At 42.9% G+C, this 25,705-nt stretch carries 23 protein-coding genes and 1 pseudogene; 16 read left to right on the top strand and 8 right to left on the bottom strand.

Going from position 1 to position 25,705, the window contains the following annotated elements:
- The first annotated feature begins 337 nt into the window (after nucleotides 1-337).
- Nucleotides 338-829: a hypothetical protein gene (locus ACO06Y_RS16625; protein ID WP_422080128.1), complete on the top strand. Its 492-nt coding sequence runs from the start codon at nucleotides 338-340 to the stop codon at nucleotides 827-829.
- 120 nt (nucleotides 830-949) lie between these two features.
- A complete protein-coding gene (locus ACO06Y_RS16630) occupies nucleotides 950-3,163 on the top strand; it encodes a S9 family peptidase (protein WP_422080129.1) in 2,214 nt (737 codons plus the stop codon).
- 758 nt (nucleotides 3,164-3,921) lie between these two features.
- Here the strand turns inward: ACO06Y_RS16630 and ACO06Y_RS16635 are convergent.
- Nucleotides 3,922-5,877, bottom strand: coding sequence for a CocE/NonD family hydrolase (locus ACO06Y_RS16635; RefSeq protein ID WP_422080130.1), 1,956 nt, complete (start codon nucleotides 5,875-5,877; stop codon nucleotides 3,922-3,924).
- A gap of 360 nt (nucleotides 5,878-6,237) precedes the next feature.
- Here ACO06Y_RS16635 and ACO06Y_RS16640 point away from each other — a divergent pair, with 360 nt between their 5' ends.
- A complete protein-coding gene (locus ACO06Y_RS16640; RefSeq protein WP_422080131.1) occupies nucleotides 6,238-7,218 on the top strand; it encodes a helix-turn-helix domain-containing protein in 981 nt (326 codons plus the stop codon).
- 104 nt (nucleotides 7,219-7,322) lie between these two features.
- Nucleotides 7,323-8,111, top strand: coding sequence for a CPBP family intramembrane glutamic endopeptidase (locus ACO06Y_RS16645; protein WP_422080132.1), 789 nt, complete (start codon nucleotides 7,323-7,325; stop codon nucleotides 8,109-8,111).
- An 853-nt stretch (nucleotides 8,112-8,964) separates the two neighbouring features.
- On the opposite strand, the gene ACO06Y_RS16650 is transcribed toward ACO06Y_RS16645, so the two are convergent.
- Both ACO06Y_RS16650 and ACO06Y_RS16655 read right to left on the bottom strand, forming a co-directional pair.
- Nucleotides 8,965-11,145 carry a DUF5916 domain-containing protein gene (locus ACO06Y_RS16650; protein ID WP_422080133.1) on the bottom strand — a complete coding sequence of 727 codons (2,181 nt, stop codon included), beginning with the start codon at nucleotides 11,143-11,145 and terminating at the stop codon, nucleotides 8,965-8,967.
- 8 nt (nucleotides 11,146-11,153) lie between these two features.
- Nucleotides 11,154-11,588, bottom strand: coding sequence for a nuclear transport factor 2 family protein (locus tag ACO06Y_RS16655; protein ID WP_422080134.1), 435 nt, complete (start codon nucleotides 11,586-11,588; stop codon nucleotides 11,154-11,156).
- Nucleotides 11,589-11,800: 212 nt separating this feature from the next.
- On the opposite strand from ACO06Y_RS16655, the gene ACO06Y_RS16660 reads away from it, so the two are divergent.
- The 3 genes from ACO06Y_RS16660 (at nucleotide 11,801) to ACO06Y_RS16670 (ending at nucleotide 14,256) form a co-directional block, all read left to right on the top strand.
- The gene (locus ACO06Y_RS16660) at nucleotides 11,801-12,865 is read left to right on the top strand and encodes a sensor histidine kinase (protein ID WP_422080135.1); all 1,065 of its coding nucleotides are present in this window, start codon (nucleotides 11,801-11,803) and stop codon (nucleotides 12,863-12,865) included.
- Nucleotides 12,855-13,559, top strand: coding sequence for a LytR/AlgR family response regulator transcription factor (locus ACO06Y_RS16665; protein WP_422080136.1), 705 nt, complete (start codon nucleotides 12,855-12,857; stop codon nucleotides 13,557-13,559). Before ACO06Y_RS16660 ends, ACO06Y_RS16665 begins: the two co-directional genes overlap by 11 nt.
- A 463-nt stretch (nucleotides 13,560-14,022) precedes the next feature.
- Nucleotides 14,023-14,256 (top strand): hypothetical protein, encoded by a 234-nt coding sequence (locus ACO06Y_RS16670; protein WP_422080137.1) that lies wholly within the window; start codon nucleotides 14,023-14,025, stop codon nucleotides 14,254-14,256.
- A 148-nt stretch (nucleotides 14,257-14,404) separates the two neighbouring features.
- Here ACO06Y_RS16670 and ACO06Y_RS16675 read toward each other — a convergent pair whose 3' ends face one another.
- Nucleotides 14,405-15,178: a 3-keto-disaccharide hydrolase gene (locus ACO06Y_RS16675; RefSeq protein WP_422080138.1), complete on the bottom strand. Its 774-nt coding sequence runs from the start codon at nucleotides 15,176-15,178 to the stop codon at nucleotides 14,405-14,407.
- A 195-nt stretch (nucleotides 15,179-15,373) separates the two neighbouring features.
- Between ACO06Y_RS16675 and ACO06Y_RS16680 the strand changes: the two genes are divergently transcribed.
- The 6 genes from ACO06Y_RS16680 to folE all read left to right on the top strand — a co-directional run bounded on the left by ACO06Y_RS16680 (nucleotide 15,374) and on the right by folE (nucleotide 19,258).
- Nucleotides 15,374-16,420, top strand: a complete 1,047-nt coding sequence (locus tag ACO06Y_RS16680; RefSeq protein ID WP_422080139.1) for a DUF4198 domain-containing protein — start codon at nucleotides 15,374-15,376, stop codon at nucleotides 16,418-16,420.
- Between the two features lie 2 nt (nucleotides 16,421-16,422).
- Nucleotides 16,423-17,100 (top strand): HupE/UreJ family protein, encoded by a 678-nt coding sequence (locus ACO06Y_RS16685; RefSeq protein WP_422080140.1) that lies wholly within the window; start codon nucleotides 16,423-16,425, stop codon nucleotides 17,098-17,100.
- Nucleotides 17,101-17,397: 297 nt separating this feature from the next.
- A complete protein-coding gene (locus ACO06Y_RS16690; RefSeq protein ID WP_422080141.1) occupies nucleotides 17,398-17,856 on the top strand; it encodes a hypothetical protein in 459 nt (152 codons plus the stop codon).
- 73 nt (nucleotides 17,857-17,929) lie between these two features.
- Nucleotides 17,930-18,181, top strand: a complete 252-nt coding sequence (yidD, locus tag ACO06Y_RS16695; RefSeq protein WP_422080142.1) for a membrane protein insertion efficiency factor YidD — start codon at nucleotides 17,930-17,932, stop codon at nucleotides 18,179-18,181.
- Nucleotides 18,162-18,587, top strand: coding sequence for a phosphoribosyl-AMP cyclohydrolase (locus tag ACO06Y_RS16700; RefSeq protein ID WP_422080143.1), 426 nt, complete (start codon nucleotides 18,162-18,164; stop codon nucleotides 18,585-18,587). The genes yidD and ACO06Y_RS16700 overlap by 20 nt, the downstream gene beginning before the upstream one ends.
- 2 nt (nucleotides 18,588-18,589) lie before the next feature.
- A complete protein-coding gene (gene folE / locus ACO06Y_RS16705; protein ID WP_422080144.1) occupies nucleotides 18,590-19,258 on the top strand; it encodes a GTP cyclohydrolase I FolE in 669 nt (222 codons plus the stop codon).
- Between the two features lie 93 nt (nucleotides 19,259-19,351).
- Here the strand turns inward: folE and ACO06Y_RS16710 are convergent.
- From ACO06Y_RS16710 to ACO06Y_RS16725, 4 genes and pseudogenes are all read right to left on the bottom strand, one after another.
- Nucleotides 19,352-19,483, bottom strand: a pseudogene (locus ACO06Y_RS16710) (DUF1826 domain-containing protein); the annotation flags it as partial.
- Nucleotides 19,484-19,822 carry a hypothetical protein gene (locus ACO06Y_RS16715; protein ID WP_422080145.1) on the bottom strand — a complete coding sequence of 113 codons (339 nt, stop codon included), beginning with the start codon at nucleotides 19,820-19,822 and terminating at the stop codon, nucleotides 19,484-19,486.
- The gene (locus ACO06Y_RS16720) at nucleotides 19,797-20,240 is read right to left on the bottom strand and encodes a MerC domain-containing protein (RefSeq protein WP_422080146.1); all 444 of its coding nucleotides are present in this window, start codon (nucleotides 20,238-20,240) and stop codon (nucleotides 19,797-19,799) included. The genes ACO06Y_RS16715 and ACO06Y_RS16720 overlap by 26 nt, the downstream gene beginning before the upstream one ends.
- 297 nt (nucleotides 20,241-20,537) lie before the next feature.
- The gene (locus tag ACO06Y_RS16725; RefSeq protein ID WP_422080147.1) at nucleotides 20,538-21,779 is read right to left on the bottom strand and encodes a serine hydrolase domain-containing protein; all 1,242 of its coding nucleotides are present in this window, start codon (nucleotides 21,777-21,779) and stop codon (nucleotides 20,538-20,540) included.
- A gap of 210 nt (nucleotides 21,780-21,989) precedes the next feature.
- Between ACO06Y_RS16725 and ACO06Y_RS16730 the strand changes: the two genes are divergently transcribed.
- From ACO06Y_RS16730 to ACO06Y_RS16740, 3 genes are all read left to right on the top strand, one after another.
- Nucleotides 21,990-23,669 carry a histidine kinase gene (locus tag ACO06Y_RS16730; protein ID WP_422080148.1) on the top strand — a complete coding sequence of 560 codons (1,680 nt, stop codon included), beginning with the start codon at nucleotides 21,990-21,992 and terminating at the stop codon, nucleotides 23,667-23,669.
- Between the two features lie 4 nt (nucleotides 23,670-23,673).
- Entirely contained in the window at nucleotides 23,674-24,372 is a 699-nt protein-coding gene (locus tag ACO06Y_RS16735; RefSeq protein WP_422080149.1) for a LytR/AlgR family response regulator transcription factor, read from the top strand.
- A 274-nt stretch (nucleotides 24,373-24,646) separates the two neighbouring features.
- A complete protein-coding gene (locus ACO06Y_RS16740; RefSeq protein WP_422080150.1) occupies nucleotides 24,647-25,471 on the top strand; it encodes a dienelactone hydrolase family protein in 825 nt (274 codons plus the stop codon).
- Nucleotides 25,472-25,705: the final 234 nt, after the last annotated feature.

Consider the following 25,705-nt stretch of genomic DNA (forward strand, 5'->3'; position numbering starts at 1 on the left):
TTCACCCCCAACATGACCACAGACACGAAGTACATCCACGTTATATATAACGTACTATATACGAATAAAGTATGGGGTCTGGTCGGTAGACAATGAAAAGATTCTCAATCATTTAATTTTTAAGCGGGTTGGCGCCTGGCATTACTACTCCAACACTACGGCTGGCCCACATATGATACCATCCACTGAATATTTCATTTATCTAAGCTTATTTATAAATAAAATTCACTAGCGTTTGCATGACAATGGAACAGGATGCATTTAAACTATTAAAATACAGTGTTTTATATTTTTTTGTATCTTAAAGACTGACAAGTAAAAATCCTTATAGCAATCGATGGTCAAAAATATTTTGTTTATTTCGTTCCTGCTTGCTTCAAGCGTTTCACTAATGTCCTGTAGCAGTGATGAGGATGATGAAGGGGGGATTAACTTTTCTGACTGTTCCCTTAATGGGCCTAATTTTTCAATATCGGATGTGGTCGGAAACTGGACCGCAACACAGGCTAATTTTGACATTCCTGGAACGTCGCAACAAATTGATGTTGTTGCAGAAGGCGGGACAGCAACGCTCAATGTTCAATCCAATGGTGCATTTACCTTGCTTATTACAGAAAGTGGTGCGTCGAGCGAATCGACTACTGGAGATTTGGCGTTCTGTGAAGGATTGTTTACAGTGAGATACGATGATGCACCCAATGATCCAGAAATTTTGCAAGGTTCTTTGAATGACGGAGTGTTCACCATCACCGGATCAGTAGAATACGACGTCGATGGAGACGGTAGTGACGATAATGCCTTTGTAATATTGAAGATGGAGCGAAGCTAAAGATTTCGTTATCCTCTTTCACCTGACCTTTTATCCGTTTTGTACTGCGATGAAAAATTGGAGGTCGATCCCATTTCCCCTATTTTTTGGTTATTTTGGGGTGTAACCAAAATCATACCAATGAAGTCCGGTCTTTCCCTCCTATTTTTTTTACTGATTCTATTTGCTGTTTCTGCGCAGGAAACCCTAAAGCTTGAAGATATGTATACCCACGGCACCTATGCCGCCAAGGCATATGGACCCGTACGGTGGATGAAGGACAATACCGGCTACTCTACCCTGGAGGAAAATCCGGAATTTGGGGGAAACGATATCATACGCTATGAGGCCAGGTCGGGAAAAAGATCGGTATTGGTGTCGGCTGAACAGTTGATACCGACCGGGGCATCCGCGCCCTTGTCCATTCGGAATTACGAATGGTCCTTGGATAATTCCAAATTGTTGCTTTTCACCAATACCCGAAAAGTTTGGCGCTACCATACCCGAGGGGATTATTGGGTCTTGGATTTGGCATCGGGTACTCTTACACAATTGGGGAAATCCATGGAACCCAGCACCCTGATGTTCGCCAAGTTTTCACCGGATGCCTCAAGGGTCGGCTACGTGAGTAAGAACAATATTTATGTGGATGATCTGGAATCCGGCCGAACGACCCAAATTACCTTTGATGGCAATGCGAACATTATTAATGGTACGTTTGATTGGGTCTATGAGGAAGAACTGTCGTGCAGGGATGGGTTTCGATGGAGTCCGGATGGGGAACGAATCGCCTATTGGCAGTCCAACACCAAGAACATCGGGACGTTCTATATGATCAATAATGTGGACTCCATTTATTCAAAACCGCTTCCGCTTCCGTATCCCAAAGTAGGCACTAAAAACTCCGAGGTAAAAGTGGGGGTAGTGAGTGCCCGTGGTGGCACTACCCAATGGTTTGCCATTCCCGGCGACCCCACTAGCAACTATTTGGCCCGGATGGATTTTATTCCCGATTCCGATGAGGTGATGATCCAACAATTGAATAGGAGGCAGAATTCCAATACGGTCTGGATTGGCAATACGAAAAGCATGGCGCTGCATACCATTTTCACGGACAAGGACGATGCCTGGTTGGATATACATGACAATATTATGTGGCTGGAGAATGGCAAATACTTCACTTGGACCAGCGAAAAGGATGGTTGGTTGCACTTGTATAAGGTATCACGGGATGGGAAACAATGGCGTACCATTACCCAGGGAAATTTGGACGTGGTTCGGATCAATTGCATCGAACCCAAAGGAGGCTATGTATATTACATTGCTTCGCCCGATAATTATACCCAACGCTATTTGTACCGCAGTAAAATCGATGGCAACAGTGCCCCGGAACGGGTTAGTCCAAACGATCAATTGGGGCAACATGCCTATCAAATTTCGGCGGACGCCCAATACGCCATTCATACCTTTCAAAACACAACGACACCCCAAATCATGTCCTTGATTAATCTGCAGCGGCACAAACCGATCCGGATCCTGGAGGACAACGCGGCATTGGCCAACAAAATGAATGCGCTAGGGTTGACACCCAAGGAGTTCATTAAAATTGATATAGGCGAGGTGGTCTTGGATGCCTGGATGATAAAGCCCGCTAATTTTAAACCGGAAAATAAATACCCGATTCTCTTTTATGTCTATGGGGAACCGGCAGGGTCCACCGTTCAAGATGCCTGGCAAGGCGGGGATCTATGGCACCACTATCTGGCCCAACAGGGCTATGTGGTCGTTAGTATCGATAACCGGGGTACCAAGACGCCTAGGGGGCGGGATTGGCGAAAATCCATTTATGGCCAAATCGGAATTTTGGCGGCGCATGACCAAGCCGCTGCGGCCCAACAACTATTCAAGACCTACCCGTTTATCGATACCGACAAAGTGGGTATGTGGGGCTGGAGCGGGGGCGGTCAAATGACCATGAACTGCTTGTTCCGATATCCGGAAATCTATAAATCGGGTTTGGCGGTGGCCTTTGTGGCCGATCAACGGTTGTATGACAATATTTATCAAGAGCGGTATATGGGCCTATTGGAAGACAATGAAGCCAATTATATCGCGGGTTCGCCCATAACCCATGCCAAAAACCTAAAAGGAAATCTCATGATCATCCATGGAACGGCGGATGACAATGTACACTATCAGAGTTTTGAACGCTTGACCAACGAACTCATCAAGCACAACAAAATGTTCGATATGATGTCCTATCCCATGCGATCCCATCGTATAAACGAGCGCGAGAACACTACCTTACACCTAAGGAAGACCATGGCCAAGTATTGGAAGCGTGTTATGGATTGACTTGGGAGTCTCGGGAATAGGGAAAGCCCTTAGGTAATTCCAAATTCCAAAACTCAAATTCCAAAACTCAACACTTAGAACTTAACTTTCGATAACCCAGTATGTCATGCTGAGCGTACGCGTGTCGCTGAAGCTTTAGCGTAAGCATAGTCGAAGCACCAAATCACAAATTCCAAATCACAAATTCCAAACCTGAAACTAGAAACTTGAAACGCTAAGCGCTAGATGCTGAACGCAAGGCGCGAAACACTAAGCAAAAAACTCAAGTTCCAAAACTCAACACTCAGAACTTAACTTTCAATAACCCAATATGTCATGCTGAGCGTACGCGTGTCGCTGAAGCTTTTCAGCCTTCGTAGCTTTGCGACTATGGCGAAGAGGGCTAGCGTAAGCATAGTCGAAGCACCAAATCACAAATTCCAAATCTCAAATTCCAAATTCCAAACCTGAAACTAGAAACGATAAGCGCAAAACTCAAATCTCAAATTCCAAAACTCAACATTTAGAACTTAACTTTCGATAACCCAATATGTCATGCTGAGCGTACGCGTGTCGCTGAAGCTTTTCAGCCTTCGTAGCTTTGCGACTACGGCGAAGAGGGCTAGCGTAAGCATAGTCGAAGCACCAAATCTCAAATTCCAAATTCCAAACCTGAAACTTGAAACGCTAAGCGCAAAGCGCAAAACGCTAAGCGAAAAACTCAAATTCCAAAAAGACACCTTAAAACGGTCTTTATGGAGCTATGGTACCCAAATACATCATTTCCGGATCGGAATTCGAATCTGTGACGGATGCTTTTTGCTATGGTGGATTCTATTGTTGGCGATTATGCCCTCGGATTCATCATAATTGTTACCCCCCGTATTCAGGTTTCGTGCAAACCTTGGAAAATTACTACTCGATATTTCAATCCGAATGCGATGGCCTTTTTCAAAGTAATTGCTTGTTGCCATGGGGGTCAAATCGATTTGGTACACCGTTCCTTTTTCCATAAAGACTTCCCTGTCGTAGCCCTCCCGAAAACGGGCACGCTGAATGGTCTCATCCAAATTGTAGGCCTTTCCATCAGGATATACATCAATAAGTTTTAGGGTAAAGTCGGTATCCTTTATATCCGAGGATACAAATAAAGTGGATTCGATAAAGCCGGTCACCTCTACCCCTTCTTGTAGAACATCGGTGGTATACACCAAAATATCATCCCGTTCTTCCATCACTTGTTGGTCAAACGCACCACCCTGGACCGCGTTACCCGTGCAGCACACATTGCCGCCGTGGGAAGTCACCGGATTCATGGGGTCATAGACAAAGTCATCGGGATTGTCCTGTTTCGGTTTCTTTTGGGTCAGAATACCATCGCCGTTCAAGGTGTTTGCATTGCCGCCACTATTGAGGTAAAAGGTCGTCATTTTAACATCCTTGGGCGGCCATTGTTCTGCGGATTGCCACATATTCCTTCCCATGGTGAAATACTGTACCCGGGGTGTCCTTTCCTTAAATTCATTGTCCTTTTCCTTTAACCATAAGTCCCACCACGCATAAATCTGTTCGTCGTAGTTTAAGCGGGCATCACCCACGTTGCGTTCACCGACAATGGTGTTTTCCGTGGCCCTGGTGAACCTGCAATGTAAAGTGGGCGCAATGACCAAATATTGATTGTCCCGAACCTCTGGATCCTTGGCCGTATTTCGCACATGGTTGAACAAAGCCAAATTCGGTGTGATACTCACATCATACCAGGAGGCGAACCAAAAACTAGGCGTGCCGATTTCCATATCATCATGGTACAGGCCGCCCGTAAACCAATCGGGATGGTTGGGCTTGCGACGTACCATCTTATCAAAAATTTCCTTTTTGCCATTGATATTCTTTAAAATGTCTTGAATGGGAAGGTGTTTTAAGGCTTCGGACATATCTACCGGCGGATTCTCCGGTGCCAGATCGTAAAATCTTGAAATGCGGATCAAATCTTCTTGGGTGGCGCCCTCTGGAATACGGGGTTTGAACGTATCGTGTTCCACCCCATAGAGCCATGCAAAAAAAAGTAGCTGCTCTACCCCACCGCGGTACCAATTGCCTTGCTCCATAAGGTCGCCCACCCGGCCAACTCCGGCACCAAAGGCCTGGGGTACCATGGCGGCATGTGCCGGATGGTCCAAGGCAGCGACCGCCATCTGCCATTCCGCAGTGCTGGAACAGCCAAGGGTACCGATTTTTCCATTGGACCAGGGTTGATCCTTCATCCAACTAAAGGCATCATACCCATCAGTAAGGGGCACCCCAAGGATATCCCACTCCCCTTCCGAAAAATAGCGTCCCCGTTCATTTTGAACCACGTAGGCATACCCCCGTTTTACCGCTTCATAGGCCCGCTCCTTTGTACGGGTCTGTTCTTTACCATCTCCCCATGAATTGAAATTATAGGGAGTCCGTGAAAAAATAATGGGAACCTTTCCATCGGTTTTGGGACGATAAATATCCGTGGCCAAGCGGATACCATCGCGCATGGGCATCATTACTTTCTGGTCGATGATGGCAATTGCTTCCAGTTTTTCCGAGATACTTGGTTCTTCCTGGGCAAAAAGGCCAGTAACGGCCAACATGATGAAAAGCAAAAAATAGATTCGAATCGTTTGGGCGAAGGTTTTTTGTTGAAAGAAACCAAAACCGGAGGGTGGAGGTACCATCAACCCGGCGTAGCGCGTATTCTTCATAAAGTCGGTTTGTATCGGTATATAAATATAGGGAATAATGGCTTCGGCTTTATTGTTTGCCGACCCTTTGGGAGGTCGATTTGAAATTGAATCAAGGAAGAAGGTACAACGCAATGCCCTATTCACTTGAATTTAGTTGCGTACAGACCACGTCATGGCAAAGTAATCCGCCAAAGGTGGACTATACCACACGTGGTCTGTTGGTTTTGTGCCCAACAATTGTACTAATGTAAGACGACTTCCTAAAATTCATAAATTGCCAATCACTTGATTTGTTTGCTAATAATGGCAATTTGAACCATGTATAATCAACTTTTAACCGTATCGCTTTCCATCCTTTTGATGACAATTGTTCTGCTGGTGAGCAAGAAAAGAAAAGGTGTTCAGGATATTATACTTATTATTTGGATGGGAATTTTCGCTATACATCTCATTTCTATTAACCAATTGGAAAATCAGCGCACTTTATTAATCCATGCCAATGAACTACTGTCGTATTGCCATGGCGTCTTTCTGTATTCCTATGTTGTGGTATTCCTGAAGCAAAATCAAAAACCGATAAGGCTTCCGGTGCATTTTCTTGGCGTGGTCATTTATGCCTATGTAGTCATTCATTTACTGCCTCACTATTGGGAAAAACCAGTTATAATACTCTCGGCAAAAGTTGTCTTGACCGGAATATACCTATTAATGACCTACAGACTGGTTAAAAATACCATTATGGATGAAAATCAAACGAAACAAATCAAATCTTGGATATTTTTTTTGATCGTAGGTATTGGCATTCTTCTTATTATCCCAGTGGGACATTTACTTTTACATAGCAAATCATTGGTTGCTACACAAAATCTGGTTGGTAACATTGCATATAGCCTTTTTTTGATGATTTTAGGGTTTTGGGGCATCCGGATCGCCCCCATATTCATCCCACATAGCGCACAAATTCAAAAATCCGCTACTAAACCGAAGTACAATGCATCTGCACTTAGTGCTATTGAAAAGAATAAGCTCTTCAAAGCGTTGGAAGAATTGATGGAAACGACCTCTCCATTTCTCGATGCAACCTTAACTATCAAAAAAGTAAGTAAAATGCTGGGGGTAAGCTCCAATCAACTTTCGGAAATCATTAATTCCCAACACGGAAATAATTTTAATGATTACATCAACAAATACCGTGTAAGGGAACTGACCGCAAAAATTGACAATCAAGAGCATCAAAAAAAGACGCTCCTCGCCTTGGCCCATGATTGTGGCTTCAATTCAAAACCCTCTTTTAACCGGGCCTTCAGAAAACATGTAGGGTCGACGCCTTCGGAATATATTAAAAGGAATAACCCTTAGTTTCATAAAAGACGAACCTCAATCATTTTTATGAATTGGTTTCAAAACAGCATTTGAGTCGATTTGGAATTGGCAGATCATTTGTTTTGGGAAAAATCATAAAAATGAAAACGTTATTTACAGCTGTACATCCGCATTACGCGTATTACGAGAACCTTCTAAAAGCAAAGAGTCGGAGACAAAAGTTCTGGGCCATAGCCAACTATTTGTTGCCTGGTATTGTGTTTACCCTTTTGATCAACATTAGATTTGTACACGATTCATTGTCATCCCTATTTCATTTAAGTTCGAGAGAGTATCAGTTTTGGGTATTGATAGCATTGACCTTTGGTTGGCATATGGCTTACCCCCTTTATGCGTTACGTGTAAAAGAACAGCTTAATTGGACAGGTGTTTTAAGAGCGCTGAATCTTGATAAACTATCACTAAAGGGAATCCTTCTGATAACACCTTTATTTTTCCTTATCGTACTGTTGTTTGTAGTGCCCTATATGGGAATTGTATTCCCCAAAGTACATTCGTTTTTGCAATCTGTGGAAGTACTCAAGACTCCAGAGCACAGTATTTTTGCTAATTACGAAACGATGTATGGCTTCCATCCATGGCAGCTCGCTTTACTTTTTATTGGAAACTTTGTTGGGGAAGAAGTCTATTTTAGAGGCTATTTAATGAAAAAAAGTGCATTTTTGGGAAAACACAATTGGTGGATTCATTCACTATTGTTCAGTTTCTATCATCTATGGCAAATTCCGATGACCTATGCCCTGACCTTTGTTGTACTCGTATTCGGTCTCTTTATGGTATTGCGGAAGAATTTATATGAATTGATGCTTTTACATATTTTGATCAATCTTGTTTTGCCGGTTGTAGTACAAATGGTATGGTATTCCTAAATGTGTATTAAATACGACGCTCCGCTCCTACCCTTCGACTTCTTTCAGGACAGGCTCGTCAGGCTGCGCTATAAGTGTTTATTCATGGTTTGTTATTTCATCACCTAAATAACAACTAACAAATAAAATTTCGGTTGTCTGAGAATGGTCATACTTTTATGGAACCTTAGCAAGGTGCCTAAATCTTTTGATAAAAGAGGCGTTCATCGCTGGACTTAAATTCGCTAAAAACCATAAAGAAGATGCTACCGAAAGGACTTGGTCAATTGCCGTTTTAGAAGAAAAGGCCACATACCATTACCTCGAAATAGACCAAAAAAGCAAGCCAGGGGTAAGGGTTAACCATTCTATCGACTGAAACGGAGACGATTGGTACGAAGAACACTTTGCAGACCCTTTTAGCAAGGGTGGAGATAAAACTATTGAAAATGAAAAACTAGGATTGGCCATGCAGAATGGTTTTAGAAGTATGAAAACATCTCTTAAAAAGGCAAAGCAAATTTGCACCCAAAACCCGATATGGAGAAGCTACTTGGTGGGAAGTACTACAACTTGAAGTTTATTAATTATTTTGTAAGGAGTGTGCCGAATTCTCTGAAAAGAACAGTAAGCTTACGTCTTTGTGTGAACGTATTGAATTGTTTTCACTTTCCGAGGAAGATAAGGCTACCATGAAAGAACGATTACAAAAGAAACTGTAATCAGGTGGTTTAGCACAAACTGGGACAATGTTGCGGCTCGCTCCTTCTTCAAAAGGTCTACCGGACCTTTCTCACTAGGCCTACCCAAAGCACAAGTTACCCACCATAGGCGGATAGGCATAATCTGTCTAAAATGAATGCTTCGAGATCCCTTAAAAATCCCAGCGGTAATTCACCTTTACGGCTACACCCCAATTGGTACGTGCCAACTGTTCATTAAAATTATCGGTGAGCACTATATAGACGTAGGAAAGTGGTTTGTATTCCCATTGCAAGCGGCTATTGATGTTCAGGTTATCGTTCTGTGTGCTGTATTGCACATAGGTTGTCCAGTTAAGCCGATTCGTAAAAAATACCTCGCCCGTAAATTGTGCCAGGTGAAAAGTCTCACGTCCCAGTTCATTTAAGTCCAGATCGTCCAATTGATAGTTCACCAAAAGATTGGCGAAAGGCAATAGGCGGTAGTTAAGCGTTGCACCGACCGAAGTGTTCAAACCATCGTAAAACTGACCATATTGGGCAAATACCCGATACACGAAGTTCCTGTTTCGGGCAGAGTTATACCCGACCCGTGCCCTAAAAAAACGATACGCGTCCGGAGCCAGGGCATTGCCGTTCCCCAAGGCATCAAAGGCATATTTTAAGTTGACATAATCGTGATATAGATTAACATAAACTGCAGAAAGTTCCTTGAAAAACAGTGCCGTATTATAAAATGATGTGGATTGTTGCAAGGTTCCATCTTCGTCCCAATAGATATCACTAGATCCGTTGAAATAGCGGAATTCATTGATGTTCCCCGACCGTTCGGGAAATTTGGTCAAAACCCCATATACACTACTTTGCGTATAGCCTTCCCGTATGGTGACATTTTGTTCGGCATCAAAATTAAACAGCCGTGGCGTAAATCCTACATGGGCCACATAATTACGTTGCACCTGCCTTAGGGAAGCACCCAATGCGGTACCGCGAACATTATAAAACATGCCGAGGTTATAGAAATTGTTTTTTCCAGAAATATCCGTAGTAAAACTCTGGGCAACATTGGCGATACCTATCCATTTTCGGTTTTGGGACTTGTAGTTGAGGTTCATTCCCGCAACGCGATTATAGTCATCGGTCAGCGCAAAACCATCGGTCACCTGGCGGTTTACAAAAAAACCGGTGGCCGCAAAACGATGGCCCAATTGTTGTTCCGCTACCGACACGGTAAAGTTTTGTGAGGGTAGCCCGTCTTCGGCCTCCGTCTGTGCATTAAGTATGCCTAAACGCGTTTTTTGGGCAACATTGCCCGATAACTTCAAGCCAAATTGCATGGCAGTTTCCTGCCCGATACGGCGGGAGTAAAAAGGATTGACATCATCCGGGCCAAGATTCGAGAACAGGTCGGCATTTTCAAGGAAAAAATTGCGCTGTTCCGGAAAAAAGACATCAAATCGCGTTAAGTTCGTTACTTGTTGATCGACATCTATTTGTGAAAAATCAGGATTGATGGTTGCATCCAATTTTAAGGACGAATTGAGGTTGTACTGAACGTCAAGGCTTGGGATTACCCGGGTCTCACTATCATCGATAACTCGATCATTATTGGTATTCATCGTCACGGATGGTACAACGGCAAAACGGGCTGCCGTGGTCTTGGGCAGATGGTCAATGGTAAAGGATTGAAAAAACCGCAGGTCGAACAAGCGGTAATTACGGCTTAAATCGGTAAAGATCGTCCACGAGTTGTTTTTAATATCACGTACATACGTCTGCAGGGCAATGGCCCCATTATCCCGATTAAAACTTAAGTTTTTTAAGGGAATCGCCAGCTCAAATTGTTTGTTTGTACCGTTTACCTGTGTAGCTGCATTCCATACGGTATTCCAATTGGAACTTAAGCTAAACCCTTCGTTGATGCGTTCTATCAATCCATCTACCTGCGCCCCTCCCATATTTACGGCAAAATAATACGCACTTTGTTGCTGCGATTGCGTATCCATAATAAACACAAAGGTTTCACTTTCCGCAACGGTATTGGCAATATCATCGCGTTTCAACGAGCTTAATTGCACCTTGCTTGTAGTGTCTTTATAGACTGCTGAAACAAATAGGTATTCACCATTGTGAAATAGTTTGACCTCAGTCTGATTTTTGGCCAAACCCATATCCGTGGGCAGGTAATTGTGAAAGTTGGTATAGGTTGGAAGTGCGTTCCAAACGTCCTCGTTTAGTTTCCCATCAACTTTTATGGACTCTTCCAAAAATTGTATTTCCAAGGTATCCTGTGCCCAACTATTTGTCGAACTTAACAGGAGCAGCATAAAAACGAAATGCTTTATAAACCCCATGCGCCCCGTTACATTCCGTTCGGCTTTAACGAGAAAATCTTGTTGACAATTTTCCATTCACCCTCTATTTTCAGCAGATTTACATAGTCTACCATTACCCTTTTGGGATAGGTGATTTCCAGCTTGGCGTGTGCCGCTTTTCCCGTAATGCTGATGTAAGCAATGCTATTGGACCTGTTTTTTTCGGGTTCACGGCCTTTTTCTGCTGCAAACACTTCCAGGGCATTATATTCCTGGTAACCGGACTTTGAGGACACATACTTCATGGTGGCATCCGAATGAAAGGCCGTTTTCAAGGTTTCAAAATCTTTATGGGTATCGCCTTCCAGATACGCATTGATGGTATGTTCAACCATTGCATAATCCGATGTCTGGGCAAAGAGCAGCTGAGCGGAACCCCCTATAAGCAGGAAGGTCAAAAGTCGAAGAGCGCGTGATTTCATCGTGATATATTTTACGGTTCATGACAAACCTATAACCAAAAAGCACCCCTGTTTTGAAAAGTAGACCAATGGCGATTGAGCGTATATAAACCGAAAAAGGTAAGTTTATAGACCAAAACAGGATATTGATATACCGTTGTGGCGGGTTTCGACGAAAATGGGCACAGGCGGCGTCAAGAAATCTTATTTTTGAAGATTAGGCGGAACGTCCCATGAAAGCACTTTTCAATTCCCGAATTATACGACACCTGTTTTTTTGGTTGAGTGTTTTTGCGTACTTCATCATTACCTCCAATATGGTGTTCTTTAAAGATTACCAACACCTTATGGAGAGTACGATTACCTTGATGGTCCCGCAGATTATCCTTGCCTACCTGTTGCTGGATTTGCTTATTCCGAAATTGCTCAACCGGAAAAAGTATGTCCTTTTTACGGTAGTCCTGCTCATTATATTTATCGCCATTTTTATAGGGTATGCCGCAATAAGAAAGTATTATTTTGATGTCGTCTATATAGAAACCTACAATGATTTGGCCAAGAGCTACGCCCAATCATCATTGGGCGCGCAATTACTGGATCCCAGCTATTTTTTTAGTAAAACGGTAAAGTTCCTAACACCGGCAGCCCTGCTCTTTACGTATCGTCTGTATAAAAACCAACAGGACGTATTGCAATTGCGCGAGCAAAAACGCCTTGCGGAATTGAGCGCGTTAAAAAACCAATTAAATCCACATTTTTTGTTCAATACGCTCAATAACTTATATGCCCTGGCCCTTGAGCGTTCCGATAAGACACCCGAAGTGATCGAACGACTCTCGGAAATGTTGGATTATATGTTGTATCGCTGTAAGGACAACTATGTATCGCTTGAAAAAGAAGTCGCTTTAATTGAAAATTATCTGGCTTTGGAAAAAATCAGATATGGCAAACGTGTCCACATAACATTTAAAAAAAGTAACCCTACCAACGCAAAAATTGCACCCCTTATTCTGCTTACTTTTATTGAAAATGCATTTAAACATGGGGTTACCCAGGAATTGGATGAGGCCGAAATAGACATTTCGTTGGATGTAACCGATGAAACCCTTACATTTTCCATAATCAACACAAAACCAACGGTGAACATAGATAACCCGACCCAAAGAGATGAAGCCGTGGGCTTGGTAAATATCACGATGCAATTAAACCTGCTTTATCCCAATAGGTATAAGCTTAACATTGACAATTTGCCCAACACGTATAAGGTACAATTAAATATTCCCGCTTATGCCCTATAAATGTTTGATCGTGGATGACGAAGAATTGGCCCGGAGATTGCTCACCAATTATCTCGTACAACTTGAGGACTTTGAGCTGGTGGCGGCTTGTGAGAGTGCCATTGAGGCGAATACGTTATTAAAGGAATACCCTATAGATCTATTGTTTTTGGATATTGAAATGCCCGTATTAAAAGGGGTCGATTTTTTTAAGAATCTATCGCAAAAACCAAAAGTGATCTTTACCACGGCCTATCGCGATTACGCCGTAGAAGGTTTTGAGTTGGATGCCGTGGATTATTTGTTGAAGCCCATCACCTTTGCCCGTTTTTTTAAGGCGATCGAAAAATTTGAAAGCGTACAAAAACCCAAAGAAACTATTGAAACGATCCCATCCGCAAAAGACGATTTTATCTTTATCCGAAAGGATCGAAAACAGATAAAGGTATACTACGAAGCTATTTTATATATCGAGAGCCTAAAGGACTATATTAGAATACATACAAAGGATAAGGCCGTAAGACATACCATAAAATACAGTATTAGCACATTTCACAAACTATTGGACAAACGTTTTTTACGTACGCATCGCAGCTATATCGTGAACGGTGATCATATAACCGCCTACACGGCATGCGACGTTGAAATTGAAGCTATTGAGATCCCAATTGGCGAAAGCTACCGAAAACAGGTAGATGCCTATTTGAAAGGATAAAATATATGCATTCCACACGCTTTCCCTTCCTCCTGATAGCTATCGGGATAGGGCCATGCAACACGTGTTTGTTCATGGCTTTTTACCTCATCACCTAAACAACAACGGATAAATTAAATTTCAGTGGTCAGGGAATTAATCCTACTTTTGTTTAACCTTGGTAAGGTGTCGATATCTTGGGTATGGGAGATATTCATTGCTCGACTTAAATCAGCTAAAAACCAAAAGGGAGACGCTACCCAAAGGAGTTGGTCGATTACCGCTTTGGAAAGAAAGGTCATTGACGCTTACCGCAAAATAAACTTAAAAAAAAGACAGGACTGAAGTAAGGATTACTAATTCTACCGACTGTGGAGATGGCGATTGGTCGGAAGTGGGTGTCACGGACACTTTTAGCGAAGGTGAAGTTATACCTATTGAAAATGAAGAACTAAAATCGGCCATATAGAATGGTTTTAGACGTATGAAAATATCTCTTGAAAAAGCAAAGCAAATTTGCACCAAAACCCAATATGGGGAAGCTACTTGGTGGGAAGTACTGCAACTTAAAGTGTATTTGTTATTTTGTAAGGAGTGTGCCGAATTCTCTGAAAAGAACAGTAAGCTTACGTCTTTGTGTGAACGTATTGAATTGTTTTCACTTTCCGAGGAAGATAAGGCTACCATGAAAGAACGGTTACAAAAGAAACTTGAATAGGTAGTGTAATACAAACTGGGCCAGCGCTGGGGCCCGCTTCTTCTCAAAAGGTCTACCGGGCCTTTTTCATTTGACCATACCTAAGTCCAAGCCACCCTTAATGCCCGGAAACCGGAACTGCCGGCCATGGAGGCCTGTTACGCTTTTACTATAGCTCACGGATTTTTATATTGCGGAACCAAGATTCAAAGTACCAGTTCTGCAGCGCAATCTTCCCTTGGGTCGCTTTACCGAAACCGGGTGCGTCTTTAAAATTCGATGCGTTAATTTTATTTTTCCAATCCAATGACGTTAAATCTTCTTCCGCGGTCAATGTACCGTTGAGGTAGAATTTAATTTTTCCCTCTTGTTGTACGATTCTGGTGGTATTCCATTGCCCGGTCGGCTTGGCATCAACCTGGTTCAATTGTGGTGATAATCCCCACAGACAACCTGGCCGTTTCATAGGTGTCTTAGTATCCATATGTGCGGGCTCCAATAGTTGGTATTCTGGTCCCGTTTCATAGGTAGCCTTATATTCCGGGGACTCCTGTACATTGATAAAAACACCTCCGTTTCCCCTGAGTGCCATCTGCCAATCGAACGTCAGCTCGTAGTCCTCAAATTCCTTATCGGTCACCAAATCCCCAAAGATTTTGGTCTCATCGGTGGCATTACAAAAAATATGGCCGTTTTGTACTTCCCATGCTGAAAATCGGGTCGAGTCGGGTTTGTTGTAAAGGTGCCAACCGGTAAGGGTTTTACCGTCAAAAAGTAACTCCCAACCCTGCTCCTTTTCTATTTCGAGCAATTGATTGTGGACCTTGTTCTTAGCAGCCAGTTCCTTGGAACGTACAACCTGGAATTTCTTGTTTTTGTCGGTCTTGCAAGAGACACCGATGAGCAGTGCCATCAGTAGAATAAAAAGGGAATTTCGAACCATGTTTTAGTTAGGTAATATAATCGGTTGCTACTCAGGTCTGGACGTAAAATCGTTATTTCTCAATTATATCCAAACCCTTTCCGGATTCTAAAATAACAATAAACTTCATAAACCATACTATTTTTAATATTCCTAGTACGCGTCCTCAACTTCGCGTATGTTTTGCCCGTATATTTGAAGCTAAAATTTCTATTTATGCGTAAACTCTTTTACCTACTACTAATTGTTTTGCTGTGCAGCCATGATCTGTATATAAAAATGGGCAACTATTTCTTGCAGCCGAATCAAGAGGCGACCTTGAGCCTCTACAATGGGACGTTTGAAAAGAGCGAAAATACTATCGCTCGGGATCGTATGCTGGACGCTTCGGTCATCGCCCTGGGCGAAAGGCTAACCATTGCCCCGGGACAATGGAAAGACCAAGACACTACCATTACACAATTAACCTTTAATACGGGTGAAGCAGGAACGTATGTAGCCGGTGTCTCCACCAAGGCAAGGAACATAGAGCTCACGGCTGAAAAGTTTAACAGCTATCTGGAACACGATGGTGTTTTGGATATGCTGGAACAACGGAAGCGGGATAGCGTATTGGATGAAGATGCAGTAGAAAGTTATGAAAAACACGTAAAGGCCATCTATCAGGTAGGTGAAACCAAAACAAACGACTGGAGTGCGGTACTTGGTTATCCCATTGAGTTTGTTCCTCAGGCGAATCCTTATGAAAAATATAGTGGCGAAAAACTGGAAGTACAGTTGTTGCTGGATGGTAAACCCTTATCCGATCAACTGGTCTATGCCAATTTTCTGAAAGGGCCCCACGCCCATACACACAATGCTTCCAATCATGGGCACGGACACGATGGGGAATCACATTCCCATAACCTTCCCCATTCCGATGAAGGGCACGGGCATTCCCACAAATCGAAAAAAGAGGAATCGCATACCCATACCAGCGGTCAACAATTACGTACCGATGACCAAGGAAGGGTTCTGGTAAATCTACCTGAAGACGGAATCTATTATCTACGGACCATTTACATGACCAGGGCTACCGACAGTGATGAACTGACCCATAGGTCCAAATGGGCGACACTTACTTTTGAAGTAAGCCACAAACATGGTCCGGATACACACACGCATGATCATGACCACGATCATAATCTTCCTACTTGGGTCTTTATATTGGGGAGCTTACTTATCATAGGATTGTTATTCTTGATCTTTAGAAGAAGGAACTGACGATGCACGGGAATTTAAGGTGGGCACTGTCGCTATTGGTAGGGTTACTTCCGCTTATGGGATTTGCCCATGATGTTTCAAGTGCCGATCAGGAGATTTTACGTAATGGTGGTTTGTGGGCCTATATTCAGGTAGGCGCAACACACATGCTCACCGGCTATGATCACCTACTTTTTCTGACTGGGGTTATCTTCTATCTGAATAGCTTTATGGACATTTTGAAGTTCATCACAGTGTTTACGATAGGACATTGTATAACTTTGATAGGTGCCACCTATGAAGGGATTACCGCAGATGAACATCTGGTGGATGCCATTATCGCCCTAAGCGTTTTGTACAAGGGATTTGAGAATTTGGGTGGTTTTGAAAAATTAAAGGTAAAATCACCTAATTTACTATTCATGGTCGGTCTTTTTGGATTGATTCACGGCTTTGGGCTTTCCACAAGGTTACAGTCCTTTGACATCGGCAAGGAGCAATTTTTGGCAAAGATCCTGTGCTTTAACCTTGGTGTGGAAGTAGGACAGGTCTTGGCCTTGATTCCCATTGTTTTTATACTAACGCTTTCGAGAAAATACAAACAGTTTCCGGCTTTTTACAAATCAGTGAATTGGTATCTGGTACTGGCAGGGATAGGTCTATTTGCCTATCAATTGTACGGTTACCTCACAGGGCACTGATCTCTTGTTTACAATACTTTCAATTCACGGACAAGAGTTCCAAAAAGGGCTATTTTTCAATATTGAGATAGCTATATTTCATCTTCCTTTGTTTCGCACAGAAATCAATCCATTTTACTCCTATTTTTTGGCCAACTTGACTTAATTAAATGCAACACAGTTGCATTTATTGGAATACCCCTTATATTTGCAACTGTATTGCATTAATGAAAATGATAGTAATCTTGGATGAAAAATCATGCAGCATGGGTATGTAGCTAGAGCAAAGTGCCGTTAAAACAATAAATACAAAATGGAATGATACAAAGAACATGCCTAGTACGCCTACGTAAACTTCGTATTCTCATACTTGGAATACTGGCCCTATCGTTTGCCTGTGGTGATAAAAAACAAAAGGGCGAAGACCTGCAACAGGCATTCGAACTTCATCAAGAAGCCATTGAAATTCGTCAGATGACGCAGGACCAAGTGGCCCATCTAAAAGCCAATACGGACTCCTTGTTCGTCAAAATGTATACAAAGGATCTACAGTCCATCAGCCGTTCGCTTGAGGCATGGGACGAGCAGCTGGTAGAAGTGCCTGGTTTTGAGGAAGAACACGACCATTCAGGTCACGATCATTCGGGCCATGATCACGACCATCATCATCATGATGCGCACCCGGAACTGACCCCAAAACAGCACTTGGAGGTACAGCAACACCTACTGGAAGAAATAAAGGCAATCGCGATAAAAATCGATAATATCAAAGAATAGACCTCATCTACGCAATGCACCTTGTGGGTTGTATGGGTTGTCCATAGGTCTAGAAGGAGCTATCCTAAAAGCCGTGACGCATATACTAAAACATATTATGATAAGTGCGGTGCGCTTTTATCAAGTGGCCATCTCACCCTACTTACCTTCCAGTTGCCGGCATCAACCTACTTGTTCACAATACATAATCGATGCCATTACGGAATGGGGTGCCCTAAGAGGCCTGATTTTGGGAACCAAGCGACTTTTAAGATGCCACCCTTGGGGCACACAGGGATACGATCCCGTTCCAAAAAAGAAAATATATGATGAGCCTAAAAGATAACTATAAAGCCTTGGAACTGGAGGAGGGAATTGAGTTCACACCCCAGTTTGATAAGCGCGGTGGCCTGCTGCCCGTGGCGGTTCAGGAAACAAACTCCGGACAACTTCTGATGCTGGCGTCCATTAACGCGGAAGCATTACGTAAAACGATAAAAACCGGTCTCGCTACTTTTTGGAGCACTTCCCGCAACAAACTTTGGGTAAAGGGAGAAACCTCAGGGGATTTTTTGACAGTGGATGCTATTTTGGTGGATTGCGATCAGGATGCTTTTGTCTATCAGGTTACACTGCAGGGTGATGGTGTGTGCCATACCTATAATAAGCACGGTAAACACAGAAAAGCTTGTTTTTACAGGAATGTGGACACCAAAAAAAACACACTTCAATTCATTAAAGATTTACAATAGCTATGAAAATAGATGAAAAATTGATAGAACGAAAACAACACGACCTTAACGGGAACAACCATGTCATGACTTCCGCGGACACTCCGTTGCGGGAAGATGCCTTTGTTAAATCCGATGAGGAAAAAATGGCGAACATCGAAAAGCTCTTTGGGGGCATCATGGAAGAGTTGGGTCTGGATCTGACCGATGACAGCCTGCGAGGCACTCCTTACCGTGTGGCCAAGATGTATGTAAAAGAGATCTTTCAGGGACTAAATCCCAAAAATAAGCCATCGCTGTCTGTCTTTGAAAACAAATATCAGTACAATAAAATGTTGGTGGAGAAGGATATCACGTTTTCATCCGCTTGTGAACATCATTTTCTACCCATAACGGGAAAGGCGCATGTAGCCTATATTTCTTCCGGTATGGTCATTGGCTTGTCAAAAATCAACCGCGTAGTGGAATACTATGGGAAAAGGCCCCAGGTACAAGAACGCATGACCTTACAAATATTCAACGAGCTAAAAGAGGCACTTCAGACCGAGGATATTATTGTAGTGGTAGAGGCTGAGCACCTTTGCGTGTCCACCCGTGGCGTAAATGATAAGACCAGCCGGACTACTACATTGGAATATGGAGGACGATTCAATGATATAGACCTACGCAACGAATTCTACAGTCTTATTTGAACGTCAATGACATAAATAAGAAAAGCGCCATGGATCCTTTAAAAAGAAGGAACAAGCGCATCACCTCCAAGCACTTGGCCATTCTAGAACTCTTCATGGGCAACCCAAAACCTTTAGCCTTATCTGAGATAGAAAAACAATTGTCAGGTTCCATGGATCGCGCGACAATGTACCATAATAGGTACAGAGCATCCTCAGTTCATTATTGTCAGCATGGAACCTACGTCACATGTTGGTATTGACTGTGGCCAGTAAGACGCTGAAAGAGGATACTTTGGTTACTTGTTTGAATAGCCTCAAAAGACTTAAAATGTCCTCCAATAGGTTCTCATTTAAGTGTAGTGAGTTGGTAAAATAGTAGTTCAAGGAAAGGGTAATTTCTTCCACTTTACCATTTGCCCGACATTCTATTGGCTGCTTTACGGCCTGGTTCAGCCCTTTCGTCAATGATTCTGTCCTGCGTTGGTAAATAGCGATATTTTTGGTTTTCAGATAAATGTCCTGCAATATTCCTATGTCGTTGCCAATAATGGCATTGTCATTCAGAATGTTTGTTGGTATCATCTATCGGTGTTTTCAGTGGGGACATCCTACAATAGCGGTGGTTGTACACATGCGCTACGACCAGGGTAATGGAACCAATATACATGAACCACTTCCCGTGGTGAAGATGAAAGGGTTCGGATAAAAGTCCAATTGCAAAAACGGCCCATGCTCCCCATAATACCCTCTTAATCCGAATATGATTGGTGTGTCTTGCGGAGTACCAAACCGCGGCAAGACTCAAGATCAAAAAAAGGTAATCCAATAGTGCCCAAACCCCTTCTCCGTGACTGTGTTGACCCATAGTACTTTCCAAAACAGGTTTGGCAGCAAAAAACACTGGGGTCAGGGCACAATGGATAGCACAAAGGCCACTGGCAACTGCTCCAAGTAAGTCAGAATAACTTAGTTTTTCCATTTGACCTATACCTTGCATCATAAATATTGCGGTCTTAAATGCAATTGAGTTGCAAAAATAAGCAAACAATTTTTTTATTGCAACTGTGTTGCAATAAATTTACATAGGGTATACCAAAAAAACCAGATCGGTCAACATATTGCTAAAAGAATTTGAGTGGAACGAAACGGTCCTATCCATAGGGGTACTGGTGGGACGGCTCCATCTCCAAATGAACAAATCTACAGTTTACCGGATTCCTTAACGTTTGGAAGATGTTCCGAAACATGGCATGGAGTCAGTTTCCTTCGTATTAACAGGGAGGTACGGAAAATGTGTCTACTGTGTCATAAACGCCGGTAGAATCCGCTCCGCGGTGAGTTGCAGGGTACTGTCATCGCGTTCATGGGCTGTAACCACGATCAACAAATCAAGCTCCTTGATCAGAATAATATACTGGCCGCCGCCGCCCTGTGCAGATGCGCTGTAATAGCCTTTAGTACCAGATTTTAGATCTGCATTCCAATAGAAATATCCGTACCCCTGTGTAGAGACATCTTTTCCACCGCCAAAAACATCGTCATCGCCGGTAACAAGTATCCTGCTGATTGCTTTCGAGACAAAGGCTTCCGGGATTAGCTGTTCGCCATTCCATTTTCCCCTGTTCATTGCCAGGATACCCAACTTGATCATATCCCGCGAGGTTACACTCGATTTCCATCCTGCGGCTGGCAGACCAAACTCCGAAAGCCAGTGGTAATTTGTAATACCCATTTTACCGAAAAGTTCGTTTTTAATAAAATCCTCAGCAGAGCCCGGCACTACGGCATCTATCACCTGCATGACCAGGTTTGGGTTGTAGTTGCCATATTTAAAATGCTGCGACTCGGTCGTAATAGGCGCACTTTGCTCCAGAAGCGTCTGTACCAGCTGCTGGCCCTTAACGGCCTCCGGGTTATTCTCGAATTCTTTGCTCTGTTCGTCAGTGATGCCCAGCCCCCCTCGCATAGTCAACGCCTGGTGCAGGGTAATCTTTTCCGCTCCTTTCACAAATTTTGTCGGATCCAGGTCCTTCAGAAAACGAACCAGCGGCTTGTCCAGATCGGCCATGCCCAGATACCCCAACTGGATAGCACGCCCAAGTAACAGGCTGGTATGGGCCTTCGTAGCCGATGCCTGCGGATGCGGTAGATTGATTCGGCCACGTAAATAATAGGATTCAAAGAGGAGCTTGCCCTTGTGAACAATAAGAAAGCTGTCGTAACTACCATGTTTTTCATCAGCGATTTCCTGCGCCAGCTTAAGGATCATCGCTTTGTCACCTCCATCGACACCTAATTCTCCCACTGGGATACCGTCTTTTCTATCGGTAGGTGACGGATCGATAAAACCTTCATTCAACATCGGAATATCCCTGAAGGAGAGCGTATCTTCGGTGGCTGTAGCCTCCGGCGCCAAGCGATTACCTTGTTGGGCGAAGCAATTACTTGTAAGTATGAGAAGCGTTAAAAGTAACAGCACTGTTTTGTTCTCAATAGTTTTCGCAAATAGCGGCAATTTTGGAATTCTCTCTTTTTTCATAAGGTTAGTACCTTTTGTTGTGCATCGTTTCATTTTTCAACGGATAAAAGCGTATCCGGATCAAATGGATCCAGTGGCTTTTGATACTGCAAATCTGGTTTTTGATTCGCAGCTTTCCAATCGAAATTTTGCCAATTGCTCTATGATCTAATGAACTGCTCTAAGAAGCCGGTTATAATGGATATCTTAGATCAGTAAAACCCACTTGGAATGTGTTGGAGAGTTTTGTTTGGTCTTCTATTGGTAGTACTGCCACTGGTTTCTTTTTCCCAAAGTCCGGTGTTCAAGGAATATGGGACGACATTCCGGATCGGGGATCAACAAGAATGGGCAGCCAAAGACCTGAAAGATCAGCATTGGCAAAAAGATCTGGAATTCGTGCCCAATGGTCAAATCTTCTGGTCAAGAACCAAGATTGATATCCTAAAGGCCCCGGAATCTTTCCAACCATACGGTCTTCGGTTGGAGGTCTATGGCGAGTATGAGATTTTTTGGGATGGGGTCTTGATCGGTAAAAATGGAAACCCGGGTCAGGAAGCAGAGCTGCCGCCTGAAGGAGAATTGTGGACTACCTTTAGCATTCCCACCCATCTGACCCACAAAGGAGAACATCTCATCGCCATGCGCCTGAGCAATTATTATTTTCCGGATCATGTAGACATTTACGACCTGAAAATAGATTATTACAATGATCTGCTCACCGAGCGCCTCATTCAAAACTCCTATATGCACGTGTTTGCCGGGGCTTTTCTAATTGCTTCCATCTATTTCCTTTTTCTATTCCTAGGTAATAAAAAAGAGTACCCCATGCTAATTTTTAGCATCAGTTGTTTCCTCTTCTTTTGCTTAACAATGACCCACTTTGTGCGAACAACACTCCCCATCCATTATAGTCTACATGTGATACGCTTACAAGTGATCACCAGCCTGATGTTCGGGATTTCTTTTTTGATTCCGCTCTATTTCTCCCTGCAATTCCCCTACCCCAAATGGAAAATGTTTGTAGGGATCTATACCGGGGTGCTATTATATATTTTCTTTATTGAACACCATTTCTTTGATTTAACGATCTTAACGATGGTGATTTGCCTATGGATATTTTCTTTTGGTATCGCGGTTTATGGTGTATGTAAAAAAGCTAAAGGCGCGCTGTTAGTTTTACTTACGCTTCTCCTTTGCGTATTCATTGGGTATACTGTTTCCTTTAACCTTAGCCTTTTTACAGGTTTCGGCCTTATTCTGCTCAACATGCTGTATCTGCTGTCAATTCGGATCAAAGAACAGCGTCTGGCCTATGAAAATTCCCTGGTGCAATCTACCCGCCTTCGACTGGAGTTATTAAAAAAGAATATTCAACCCCATTTTCTGATGAATACGCTCACTTCCCTAATCGATTGGATTGAAGAGTCCCCTAAGAAAGGCGTTTTGTTCATAGAAGCCCTGGCCAAGGAATTCGATCTTTTGAATCAGATTGAAAACGAAACCTTAATACCAATTACCCAGGAAATCGAACTTTGCAAGGCACATTTGGATATTATGGCGTATCGGAAAGAAGTAAACTATACCTGGGAAGATGAAGGCATAGACCCCGGACAAAAAATACCTCCTGGAATTTTGCATACCTTATTGGAAAATGGAATTACGCATAGCATGCCCCTGGAAGGTAACCGTATTCAATTTAAACTGATCTTTGAAGCGACCAGCGATCATAAGTGTTATACCTTTTTAACCTTTGCCGCTCCGGTAAGGCATGAAGCGAATACAAGAAAAGAAGGTACGGGACTGCGGTATATCAAAGCCCGACTTACGGAGAGCTATCATGAGCAATGGGAACTCAACTCAGAACCGGTACATCATGGTTGGAAAAATACCATAAAAATTTACGTTTAGGGAGATGAATATTCTAATTGTTGAAGATGAATCAAGAATTGCCAAAAGAATCGAACGGATGACCCGTGCTATTTTCGGGGATCGCTTGCAATCGATAAAGCATATCAACACGCTTCAGGAGGCCATGAAGTTTATCGGGAATAATGAATTAGACCTTGTTCTTTTGGATCTGAACCTTAATGGCAGCAGTGGTTTTGACCTGCTTACCACTGCAGTTTCCGAATCGTTTCATACCATCATTATTTCCGCCTATAAAGATCAGGCGATTACCGCTTTTGAATATGGGGTTTTGGATTTTGTTCCCAAACCTTTTAACCAGGATAGGTTGGCGCAGGCTTTTAAGCGGATACATACTAATGAAAAAACAGCAACGAACACGATTAAGTTTCTAGCTGTAAAAAAAAGAGGCGGGATACAACTGGTACCTGTTGAAGATCTGATTTACATCAAAGGAGCCGGCGCCTATACCAAACTATTCTTGGCAGATGGGACTAAAGAACTACATGATAAGTCACTCGAAAAGTTGGAACAGCTGTTATCGTATTCTTTTGAGCGCATCCACAAATCGTATTTGGTAAAGATGTCCGAGATTACAAACATCAGTGTGGCCTCAGGAAGCAAATATATGGCTGAGCTACGAAATGGGCTACGTATTCCTATCGGAAGAACGAAATACAAAGATCTAAAAGCGAAGTGGATTTAAAATGTCTTGGATGATTTTGTTTTTCCATTCCACACCCTTTGATCTCCCCTCCTCCCTATAACTACATGGGCTAGGTCGCATAATAAATGTTTACTCTCGCTATTTTATGTATCAATAGGCGCTCGTGAACCTTATACCTCGGTTTCATTACCTTTTTAAGGAAGATTTGAAAAGAAATTTCAGAAGGTAACCAATCGGTACAATATTCCAATACCTTTAATCGGAATTTCAATATTTGATTGATTATCTTTAAACGTACTTAAATGACGTAAAAATGAAAAATTTTATAAACCTTTTTCTTGTTGTTGGTCTGGTAGTCCTTGGATCCTGCAAATCCAAAACGGAGTCCAAGAAAATTTCCGAAGAACTTCCCATAAAGGTTCAAGGCGAGGAGGTGGCTTATGCTACCGATTCAACTAACCTAAAGGGGTATATTGCTCATGACATGAATAGTAAGGAAAAGCGGCCAGGTGTATTAATTGTCCACGAATGGTGGGGGCATAATGATTATGTGCGCCAACGTGCGGATATGTTGGCCGAACTTGGGTACACTGCACTGGCCGTTGATATGTATGGTGATGGGAAACTGGCCGATCATCCCGATGATGCGGGAAAGTTTGCGATGAGTGTTATGACCAATCTACCCGAAGCCACGGCCCGTTTTAATGCGGCCATGGATCTATTAAAATCCCATGCTTCCGTGGATGGGGAAAAGATTGGCGCCATAGGTTATTGTTTTGGGGGTAGTGTTGTCTTGACCATGGCCAATTCCGGGGCAGATTTAGATGCAGTTGCCGCCTTCCATAGCGGGGTTCAACTTCCCGTAATGCCTAACGATAAGCTTAAGGCCAAGGTTTTGGTTTGCAATGGAGCGGATGACCCATTTATAGACCCTGAATCCGTGACAGCATTTAAAAGTGCACTGGACTCCATCAATGCCGATTATACCTATTTATCCTATCCAGGTGTGAAACATAGTTTCACTAGCAAGGAAGCCGATGCGAATGGCGAGAAATTCAATTTACCGTTGGCATATGATGCAGATGCGGACGGGAAATCCTGGGCGAGTTTACAACAGTTGTTTCTAGAAGCGTTTTAGGTCGGTCCAGTTTCAATTAAATGGATTACCGGCTTCGTTTATTAAAATTCTTTTTGCGAGTTTATTTGCTTTTCGACTATTTGAAAGATAGGCTATCCAAACAATCGAACTGTTTATGGGGCTCTGAGGCGTGCAAATCCCAGATCAATTTTTGCCTACCCTAGCCTTCAACTCTGCTTGGAACAGGCCGATGCTCACTACATACGTATTTACTAGCGCTATTTTTACTTGTAA

It is taken from the genome of Ulvibacterium sp., from assembly GCF_965228935.1.
Taxonomy (GTDB): domain Bacteria; phylum Bacteroidota; class Bacteroidia; order Flavobacteriales; family Flavobacteriaceae; genus Ulvibacterium.

What these genes read in the sequence shown, in the direction of transcription:
- ACO06Y_RS16625 (WP_422080128.1), top strand. Translation starts at nt 338, where the DNA reads ATGGTCAAAAATATTTTGTTTATTTCGTTCCTGCTTGCTTCAAGCGTT.
- ACO06Y_RS16630 (WP_422080129.1), top strand. Translation starts at nt 950, where the DNA reads ATGAAGTCCGGTCTTTCCCTCCTATTTTTTTTACTGATTCTATTTGCT.
- ACO06Y_RS16635 (WP_422080130.1), bottom strand. Translation starts at nt 5,877, where the DNA reads ATGAAGAATACGCGCTACGCCGGGTTGATGGTACCTCCACCCTCCGGT.
- ACO06Y_RS16645 (WP_422080132.1), top strand. Translation starts at nt 7,323, where the DNA reads ATGAAAACGTTATTTACAGCTGTACATCCGCATTACGCGTATTACGAG.
- ACO06Y_RS16650 (WP_422080133.1), bottom strand. Translation starts at nt 11,145, where the DNA reads ATGGGGTTTATAAAGCATTTCGTTTTTATGCTGCTCCTGTTAAGTTCG.
- ACO06Y_RS16655 (WP_422080134.1), bottom strand. Translation starts at nt 11,588, where the DNA reads ATGAAATCACGCGCTCTTCGACTTTTGACCTTCCTGCTTATAGGGGGT.
- ACO06Y_RS16660 (WP_422080135.1), top strand. Translation starts at nt 11,801, where the DNA reads ATGAAAGCACTTTTCAATTCCCGAATTATACGACACCTGTTTTTTTGG.
- ACO06Y_RS16665 (WP_422080136.1), top strand. Translation starts at nt 12,855, where the DNA reads ATGCCCTATAAATGTTTGATCGTGGATGACGAAGAATTGGCCCGGAGA.
- ACO06Y_RS16670 (WP_422080137.1), top strand. Translation starts at nt 14,023, where the DNA reads ATGAAAATATCTCTTGAAAAAGCAAAGCAAATTTGCACCAAAACCCAA.
- ACO06Y_RS16675 (WP_422080138.1), bottom strand. Translation starts at nt 15,178, where the DNA reads ATGGTTCGAAATTCCCTTTTTATTCTACTGATGGCACTGCTCATCGGT.
- ACO06Y_RS16680 (WP_422080139.1), top strand. Translation starts at nt 15,374, where the DNA reads ATGCGTAAACTCTTTTACCTACTACTAATTGTTTTGCTGTGCAGCCAT.
- ACO06Y_RS16685 (WP_422080140.1), top strand. Translation starts at nt 16,423, where the DNA reads ATGCACGGGAATTTAAGGTGGGCACTGTCGCTATTGGTAGGGTTACTT.
- ACO06Y_RS16690 (WP_422080141.1), top strand. Translation starts at nt 17,398, where the DNA reads ATGATACAAAGAACATGCCTAGTACGCCTACGTAAACTTCGTATTCTC.
- ACO06Y_RS16700 (WP_422080143.1), top strand. Translation starts at nt 18,162, where the DNA reads ATGATGAGCCTAAAAGATAACTATAAAGCCTTGGAACTGGAGGAGGGA.
- folE (WP_422080144.1), top strand. Translation starts at nt 18,590, where the DNA reads ATGAAAATAGATGAAAAATTGATAGAACGAAAACAACACGACCTTAAC.
- ACO06Y_RS16715 (WP_422080145.1), bottom strand. Translation starts at nt 19,822, where the DNA reads ATGATACCAACAAACATTCTGAATGACAATGCCATTATTGGCAACGAC.
- ACO06Y_RS16720 (WP_422080146.1), bottom strand. Translation starts at nt 20,240, where the DNA reads ATGATGCAAGGTATAGGTCAAATGGAAAAACTAAGTTATTCTGACTTA.
- ACO06Y_RS16725 (WP_422080147.1), bottom strand. Translation starts at nt 21,779, where the DNA reads ATGAAAAAAGAGAGAATTCCAAAATTGCCGCTATTTGCGAAAACTATT.
- ACO06Y_RS16730 (WP_422080148.1), top strand. Translation starts at nt 21,990, where the DNA reads ATGTGTTGGAGAGTTTTGTTTGGTCTTCTATTGGTAGTACTGCCACTG.
- ACO06Y_RS16735 (WP_422080149.1), top strand. Translation starts at nt 23,674, where the DNA reads ATGAATATTCTAATTGTTGAAGATGAATCAAGAATTGCCAAAAGAATC.
- ACO06Y_RS16740 (WP_422080150.1), top strand. Translation starts at nt 24,647, where the DNA reads ATGAAAAATTTTATAAACCTTTTTCTTGTTGTTGGTCTGGTAGTCCTT.